Consider the following 8,416-nt stretch of genomic DNA (forward strand, 5'->3'; position numbering starts at 1 on the left):
GCGCCCGGGCGACCAATGAAGAGAACTTCCTGATGCAAAAGTTCATGCGGACCGCGATCGGCACCAACAATATCGATCACTGCGCCCGCCTTTGACACGCGCCCACGGTGGCCAGTCTGGCCATCACCTTCGGCAGCGGCGCCATGACCAACTCCATCGCCGATGCGGTGCACGGCAAGACCGATCTCTTCTTCATGATCGGCAGCAACCCGGACACCAGCCATCCCACCATCGGCCTCAGGATCCACCAGGCAGTGGACCGGGGCGCCAAGCTCATCGTCGTTGATCCGCGGCGGACTCGGCTGGCGGAGCGGGCCGATCTGTGGCTGCGGATCACCCCCGGCACCGATGTGGCCCTCTTGAATGGCCTCATGCACATCATCCTCCGGGAGGACCTCTGGGATAAGGGCTTTGTCGCCGAGCGCACCGAGGGTTTCGCGGATCTTTGCGCCGTGGTCGCGCGCTATCCGCCGGACCAGGTGGCGGCCGTAACCGGTATCCCGGTGGCCGATCTTGTTCAGGCGGCCCGGAGGTATGCCGCACCGGGCCGGCACGCCATCTTCCATGGCATGGGCATCACCCATTACACCACCGGTACCGACCGGGTGAAGAGCATTGCCAACCTGGCCATGCTCTGCGGCAAGGTGGGGGTAGAGGGCGGCGGCTGCAACCCCCTGCGGGGCCAGAACAACGTGCAGGGCGCCTGCGACATGGGTGCCCTGTTCAACACCCTGCCCGGCTACGGCGGTCTGGACAACGAGGATCTTTTCGCCCGCTACGAAAAGCTCTGGCAGGTCAAGCTGCCCAGGCGGCCGGGCAAGCCGGCCACCGAGGTGTGGCACAACGTCATGCGCGGCGAGATCCGGGCCCTCTGCATCTTTGGCGAGGACCCGGCCCTGGCGGATGCCAACATCGGCCATGTGCAGGAGGCCTTGCGGGAGGTGGATTTCCTGGTGGTACAGGACATCTTTCTCACCGAGACCGCCAAGGCAGCGGAGGTGGTGCTGCCGGCCGCCTGCTTCGCCGAGAAGGACGGCACCTTCACCTCCACCGAGCGCCGGGTGCAGCGGGTGCGCCAGGCCGTGGAGCCGCCCGGCGAGGCGAAGCCGGACTGGCGGATCTTCTGCGAGCTGTCCCGGAAGATGGGCTACCCCATGGACTATGCCGGCCCGGAGGCGATCTTCCGGGAGATCTGCCAGCTCCTGCCCCAGTACCAGGGCATCACCTACCAGCGGCTGGAGGAGGTCGGCCTGCAGTGGCCGGTGCCGGATGAGGGGCATCCCGGCACGCCGGTGCTCCATATCGGCTCCTTTGCCCGGGGCAAGGGCCTCTTTGTGCCCGAGGATTACATCCCACCCCGGGAGCCGGTGGACGATGCCTACCCCCTGTTGTTCACCACCGGCCGTCATTACGCCCGGTACAACTTCAGCAGCATGACCGGCAAGACCCCGGAGATCAACGCCATCGCCCCGGAGGCCCTGGCCGAGGTTCATCCCGCTGATGCCGAGCGCTACGGCATTCAGGAGGGCGACCTCCTGCGCCTGACTTCCCGCCGGGGTGCTGTGACCATCCGGGCCACGGTGACCGAGCGTACTCAGCCGGGCACGGTCTTCACCACGTACAACTACGCGGAAGCCCCGGTCAACCATCTCACCCTCGATGCCCTGGACCGGCTGTCCCGTACCCCGGAGTACAAGCTGTGCGCCATCCGGGTCGAGGTGGTGGCCCGGGGGGCGCTGCCGTGAGACCGGCCGCGCTGCTGCGGGAGGCCGAGGACCAGCCCATCGCCTTGAGCGTCGAAGAGGCCCGGGCGGCCATTGCGGCCCAGGTGCAGCCGGTCACGGGCCACGAGCGGCTGGGATTGCGCTCGGCCCTGGGCCGGGTGCTGGCCCACGACCTCTTTGCCCCAGGGCCGCTGCCCCCCTGGACCACCTCGGCCATGGACGGCTACGCCCTCCACAGCCGAGACCTGCCCGCCCTGTCCGACACCATGCTGGCTGTCATCGGCCGGGCCCTGGCCGGGCACCCCTTTGCCGGGGCGGTGGGTCCGGGGGAGTGCGTCCAGATCATGACCGGCGCTGTGCTCCCGGCGGGCTGTGATACCGTGCTCCGGCAGGAGGACGTGGAGCGGCTGGGGGACAGCATCCGGGTCCAGTCCGGCCAGCATCGGCCCGGGGATCACGTGCGCTGGGCCGGCGAGGACATCGCCGCCGGAGGGTCGGTGCTGCGGCAAGGCCACCGCCTGGAGCCCGCCGACCTGGGGCTCATCGCCTCCCTGGGTCTGGCCGAGGTGTGCGTGCGCCGCCAGCCGAAGGTCGCCTTCTTCTCCACGGGTGACGAGCTGCAGGGCCTGGGCCAGCCCCTGACCCCGGGCATGATCTACGACAGCAACCGCTACACCTTGCACGCCATGCTGGAGGGGCTGTCGGTCCGGATCCTGGATCGGGGCACCGTGCCCGACGATCCCCAGGCCCTGGAGACGGTCCTGACCGGCCTGGCCGGCCAGGCCGACCTTGTTCTGTCCACCGGCGGCGTGTCGGTGGGCGCCGCTGACTACGTCACCGCGACCCTGCAGCGGCTGGGCGAGATCTTCTTCTGGAAGATCGCCATGAAGCCCGGCAAGCCCCTCCTGTTCGGCCGGGTCGGCTCGGCCCTGTTCTTCGGCCTGCCAGGCAACCCGGTGTCGGTGCTGGCCACCTTCATGGTGCTGGTCCGGGGCGCCATCCTGCGCCTGGCCGGCGAAGAGCCGCCGCCCAGGCTGCGGCTGCGGGCCCACGCCGCCCAGGCGCTGATCAAAGGCCGCCGCCGCACCGACTTCCAGCGGGGCATCCTGGAGCAGGGCGCCGATGGCCGGCTGCTGGTACGGACCACCGGCATGCAGGGCTCCCACATGCTGAGCTCCATGAGCCGCGCCAACTGCTTTCTGCAGCTGCCCGCCGGCGTCTCCTCCATCGACCAGGACGAGGAGGTGGAGGTCCTACCCTTCAACACCATCTCCTGGGGCGCCGGCTGACCCGGGCCGGCGGGGCTACCAGCCCGAACAGGGTGATCCGCTTCTTGCTCCCTTCTCCCGTTCCATCCGGCTGCTATACTGGAGACAGGGCCTTCGCGGAGGTGCCCCGCCATGATACTGTGTACGCTCATCCTCGGTCTTGCCGTCTGCCTCATGGCCAACCTCCCGCCTTCGCCGGCGCTCGCCACCACCTGCATCACCGTCACCCCGGCTGACGATCTGGCCGCCATCGTGGCTGCGGCCGGGGATGATACGGTGCTTACCCTGACCGCCGGCACCTTCCATCTGACCGCCCACCCGCCCTACGACCAGGGGGTGTGGATCCAGGACAAGACGGGCCTCACCATCACCGGCCAGGGCTGGCGTAAGACCCGGATCAAGCTGGCGTCCGACCTGGCCCTGGGCTTCTATGTCGGCAGCAACGTCCACCGGCTGACCATCGAGAAGCTCCACCTCGAGGGCACCCTGCCCCTGGCCACCAACACCCACGCCATCGGCAACTACACCAGCACCACCGGCGTGACCGACGTCCGGTTCCAGGATCTGCTGGTGAGCGATGTGGCGGTGGGGATCAACATCGGCACCTCGCCGTCCGGCGTCTATGACCGGGTGGAGATCACCCGGAACATGATCCTGGACACCGTGGGCACCGACTCGGGCTGGGGCTACGGCATCGCCTGCGCCAACTCGTCCCATGTGGCCATCACCCGCAATTTCATCCGAAACGCGACCCGGCATGGCATCTACTTTGGCCGCTCAGCCGTGGGCGCCGGCAACTCCATCACCAACAACGTGGTCTATGACCACGACTACCACCGGGTGCAGCCGCTGCGTGTGGCCTCGGCCCTGGTGTGCGCCCGCGGCAGCTCGGTCACCATCGCCCACAACGTGGTCGTCAATCCCCGCACCTATGGCTTGAGCGTCGAGGCGGATGACACCCTGGGCTGGCCAGCCGTGGACATTACCCTCCTCAACAACCAGGTCCTGGGGGCCTACGACGCCGGCATCTGGATCGACACCGGTGAGAGCCACACCGCCCTGGGCAACCGCGTGGTGCTGCAGCCGGACAACCCGTACTGGGAGCTGGAGCTGACCCGGGACAGCCGGCTGGTGTCGCCGGATCCCCGCTGGCCGGCGACCGGTGGGCTGGAAACGCCGGTGGCCGATCTGGACGGCCTGGTGTATGTGCTGGCGAACGGGGTGCTGGACCAGATCAGGCCCGAGGACTGGGAGTATACGGCGGCGCCCTTCGACTGGCGCGGCGCCACGGCCATGACCGCCGTGCCGGCGGCGGCCGGCGCCCCCGGCGGCCGGCTGGTCGTCGGCCAGGGCGGGAGCCTCTTTGCGGTCGATCCTGCGGACTGGAGCCGCCAGCGGACCAGCGCCCGGGGTGGGCATTTCATCATGATCAGCACCCTGCCGGCCTCCGGCTTCTGGGTGGCAGACGGCGCAACCGAGCACCGACTGGATGTCTACGCCGACACCACCCCGCTTCCGGGCAAGGCCTTCTTTCTGGCAGAGTGGGATCTTATGATCCCCGACTTTCTGACCCTGACCCGGGCAGAGCTGCCGGCCGAGGGCGCCAGCGGGGCCAAGCCGCCGGACTTCTTCCACCCCTTGGGGATGCGCGCCGCCTGCTGCGACCATCTGGACGCCACGGCAGCGGACGGGGAGGCGGATGACAACATGCGGATGACCGAAGACGTCTTCGAGGGGGTGGAAAACCGGGTGGGTCTTCTGGGCAGCTACTTCTTCACGGTCAAGCCCGGCACCCCGCCCGGTATCGGCCGCTGCGGCCTCAACCAAGTGGTCTTCGCGGCCACCGATCTTGCCGTCTACACCGAGGGGAGCGGGGTGGGGATCACCAATCTCCCCTTCCAGGTCGTCGCCACGCCAGAGGACATCCCGCCCCCGGCGCCGGCGGTGACCGCCAGAACACCCACCCGCAACCCCACGCCGACCTGGACCTGGAGGGGCCCCGATGGCCACGACGGCCTCTTCCGCCGCCGCCTCGACAACGGGCCCTGGACCAGGACCACCGCCTTCCGCTTCACCCCGGCCACGCCCCTGGCGGACGGGCCGCATCTTTTGGCCGTGGCCGCCCATGTCCCGGGCTGTGGCTGGTCCCAGCCCGGGCTGCAGGCGGTACAGGTGGATACCGCACCGCCCCAACCGCCTGTGGTCACCGCCGCCTCGCCCACCCCGGACCGCACCCCGACCTGGACCTGGGTAGCCGGAGGCGGTGGCAACGGCTCCTTCCGCCTGCGCCTGGACCATGGGGTCTGGACCGGTACCACTGCCACCAGCTTCGCCCCCGCCGCCAGTTTATCCCCCGGCAGCCACATCCTGGAGGTGCAGGAGCGGGACACCGCCGGCAACTGGTCCGGCGCTGCCGTCAAAGCGGTAACGATCACCCCAATCAATCGTGCCAGCGCCGTGAGGGTGGGCCAGGTGTCCAAGAAAGGAGGCACGGAATGATCCGGACCTTTGAAAAACGACGCCAGCAGCGGGACGAGATGCTGGCTATCGCCGGGCGTTAGGGGGGGCGCACTGCCCGTGCATTCGGCTCGGTCTGCCGTGGCGAGGCCAGCACGGAAAGCGACCTCGATCCGGTGGTGGATTTCGAGCCTGGCCACGTAGCTCGGGCTCAGCGTCTGGCCCTTGTACCCGCACGGTCAGGGGCGGCCGGCGAGCACGCTCGTGTCGATGCAGCTCAAGAGCGTTCCTCGTTGCGCTCGTCCACGACCGCCTAGCTCAACGGTGCCCCCTGCCGCTGGATGGAATCACGGAATTCCGACAGGCTCGGCAGGAGGTTCTCCCGGGTCACCGGCACCAGGCAGGCGACCTTCTTGCCGCGCCGGGTGACCACGACCCTCTGTCCATGCCGGACCTCTTCCAGCAAGCGGCTGAGGTTGCTTCGGAAGCGTGGCATATGGGCCAGACCGATGTCGCGACTGACGGCGGCGAGACGCAGCAGACCGGAAACGCGGCTGGCCAGCAGGCGCAGGAGATCCGGCAGGGCGACAAGGGCGTCCAGCCGGGCCAGATCCCGCACATCCCGTTGCAGGATGGTCGAGACATAGGCGGCAAGCCAGGCGGCACGACGGTCGTCGGCCTGGCGCTCGTTCGCTTCGGGGAAGCCGCCCCGCGCCAGGCGCAAGCGGGGAGGTCCGCGCCTGCGCCTGGCGGGGCAGGAAGCCCTCGACAACCCCTGCCAGTTCGCCGGCGGAGAACGGCGGGCAGTGACCGAGGTCCGGAATGCGGCCGCCACAGCCCGGCCGGGCTGCCAGCTGCCATCGCTATGGCCCCAGGCTCTCGGGCATCTCCGCCGCTGCCAAAGGCCAAGCCCCGGGACCTCTCCTGGCGCGGGTGAAGTCATCCTGTGATCAGGTGCTCGGTCATTTGCCCGCACGATGGTCGAGAACAGACCTGAGTGTCTTGCTGTTGGTGGCAAGAAAATCATAAATTGCCGCGGCAGCGACTCGATGACCAGCACTGTTCCAGTGAAGGTCATTGCGGAAGAAGAGAGATGCCTTGTTCTTGTACTCATCGAAAACAGGGGTCAGGTCAAGAAAGGACACTTCAGCGGCGCGGCAGTAGCCAAGCAGCATCTTCTGCGGCAGAAAGAGATCGACATGTTCCGGCGCAACGGTTAGATCCCGGGTCAGCTTCCCGAGTGTCGAGGCCGGCTCCTGGATAACAAAGCTGCGATAGGGGATGTAGACCAGATGGAATTCCGCTCCCCGGGCTGCGGCCACCTCTCGCATCTTGTCGATCAATGCAAGACAGAGTGCATAATACCCCTTGTCGGCATACGAGGTGTCGACGAGCGCGCCAATCCAACCTGCACGGAGAAAGCCTGCACCGAGAAAGATCCGGTTGCGCATCAAGTAATAGCGGGTTACCACCTGATTCCACAGGTGACTCTCTCCATGGTTGTCCGGCAAGGGAAGGTTTTCCGGCTCAATATCAAGATCGCGATTTGCTTTGAATTTCGGCTTGAGATATCCATTGCCCACGGCATAAAGGTTGGTCTCGAAAAAGTCGTTGAGAAATACAGCGAGCACAATGACATCAGGGTTGAAGCCAATACCGATTCTTTCCAGGACGAGGTATTGCTGGTCCGCGCTGTAACCCCACATTCCCAGGTTTATTACCTCGACACCTTCGGGAAGCATGCCAGCAACCAAATCGGTATAACGCTCCTCGCGTTGGACAGCATATCCCATGGTAAAGGAGTCGCCCAGGAAGAGAACGCGCTTGACGCCAGGGGCCTTGTCTCGTCCACGTTCATCGTCCCAGAAGCCATTGCTGTTGTAGACAATGTGCATTTCCTCCATGTCTGGCTCAGGGAACGATATCAAGGCTTCACTGCCTGGCTCACCCCTCCAGCCCAGAATCGGGTCAGGTCGACAGATCACACTGTGGGCGAGATCTGCATCCACTACGCTTGCAGACTCACCACGCCAACGGAGGGACAACTCCAGAAGAAACAACATGAGAAATACGCTACAACAAAAAAGCAGGAGGTTCCAATACGCTCCCTTCTGGTCCGCAGGTCTTGGCGATGAATCTTGCATCTGCTTCAGTGGGCAGGATGGGGGCGGGCGGTGCGGCTGCACCCTGGCTCGGCTTGCCCGGCGGTCATCTGCTGTTGAAAACCGCCTTACTCCGCCGACGCCGGCTTCAGCGCCTTGGGCACGATCATGACGAAGCGCTCCCGGGCCTGGGCCAGGAGGGCGGCTACCGCGGCCGCCTCCTCGGGCTGGAAGCCTTGCTCCAGCTCCCGGATGTAGCGGGCCAAGAGCTCGCCGATGTCGGCGGCGCCCTGGTCGGTGAGGGGCTCGATGAAGACGTTGGCGCCCCGGGCCAGGCGGCGGGTCAGGGCAGCCTCATCGAGGCCCAGTTCCGGGTAGAGGCACTGGTAGATGACGCCGCCGGTCATGCCGGCGCAGATCCAGGGGCCGGGGTCACCCAGCACCACCGCCCGGCCGCCGGTCATGTACTCGAAGGCAAAGCCCTTGAGATGGGCCCGGGAGGCGAGATTGCCTTCTTCGTCCCGGAGCGGGGTGGTAAGCCGGCCGCCGAAGACCACGTCTGCCCCGGACATGCGGATCGAGGCCCGGGAGTCGGCCAGGTTCTGGACCATGAGACAGCCCCGGATGGCGCCGTAGGCAAAGCTCTTGCCGGTGGAGCCGTCCACCCGCATCCCCTCCCGGTTGCGGCCCTTGAACACCCCCAGGAAACCGCCGAAGGCACCTTTTGCGGCCCCGTCCTGGGAGCCCCCCTCCACCACCACGTCGATGCTGGGGGTGATGAAGGCGCACAGCCCGTTCCCCGGCACCGAGGCGGAGAGCCGCAGGCAGGCCCGGCGGCTCTCCGCCTCGGCGGCAAAGCGCCTGG

6 protein-coding genes are annotated in these 8,416 nt (G+C 67.0%); 3 read left to right on the plus strand and 3 right to left on the minus strand.

The genetic code is table 11. The features are described 5' to 3' along the window. Window positions 1–107 precede the first annotated feature (107 nt). The 3 genes from AB1634_17660 (at window position 108) to AB1634_17670 (ending at window position 5,491) form a co-directional block, all read left to right on the plus strand. On the plus strand, window positions 108–1,745 hold the full coding sequence (locus AB1634_17660; GenBank protein MEW6221343.1) for a molybdopterin-dependent oxidoreductase: 1,638 nt from the start codon (window positions 108–110) through the stop codon (window positions 1,743–1,745). Continuing rightward, window positions 1,742–3,013: a gephyrin-like molybdotransferase Glp gene (gene glp / locus AB1634_17665; protein ID MEW6221344.1), complete on the plus strand. Its 1,272-nt coding sequence runs from the start codon at window positions 1,742–1,744 to the stop codon at window positions 3,011–3,013. The genes AB1634_17660 and glp overlap by 4 nt, the downstream gene beginning before the upstream one ends. A 111-nt stretch (window positions 3,014–3,124) precedes the next feature. Then, on the plus strand, window positions 3,125–5,491 hold the full coding sequence (locus AB1634_17670) for a right-handed parallel beta-helix repeat-containing protein (GenBank protein ID MEW6221345.1): 2,367 nt from the start codon (window positions 3,125–3,127) through the stop codon (window positions 5,489–5,491). A gap of 271 nt (window positions 5,492–5,762) precedes the next feature. Here the strand turns inward: AB1634_17670 and AB1634_17675 are convergent, their stop codons facing one another. The 3 genes from AB1634_17675 to AB1634_17685 all read right to left on the minus strand — a co-directional run. Then, window positions 5,763–6,173, minus strand: coding sequence for a type II toxin-antitoxin system prevent-host-death family antitoxin (locus tag AB1634_17675; GenBank protein ID MEW6221346.1), 411 nt, complete (start codon window positions 6,171–6,173; stop codon window positions 5,763–5,765). Window positions 6,174–6,411: 238 nt separating this feature from the next. Further along, the gene (locus AB1634_17680) at window positions 6,412–7,344 is read right to left on the minus strand and encodes a hypothetical protein (protein MEW6221347.1); all 933 of its coding nucleotides are present in this window, start codon (window positions 7,342–7,344) and stop codon (window positions 6,412–6,414) included. Window positions 7,345–7,679: 335 nt separating this feature from the next. After that, on the minus strand, window positions 7,680–8,416 hold a 737-nt coding region (locus AB1634_17685; GenBank protein ID MEW6221348.1), incomplete at its 5' end, for a glutamate synthase.

This window comes from Thermodesulfobacteriota bacterium, from assembly GCA_040755095.1.
GTDB lineage: Bacteria > Desulfobacterota > Desulfobulbia > Desulfobulbales > JBFMBH01 > JBFMBH01.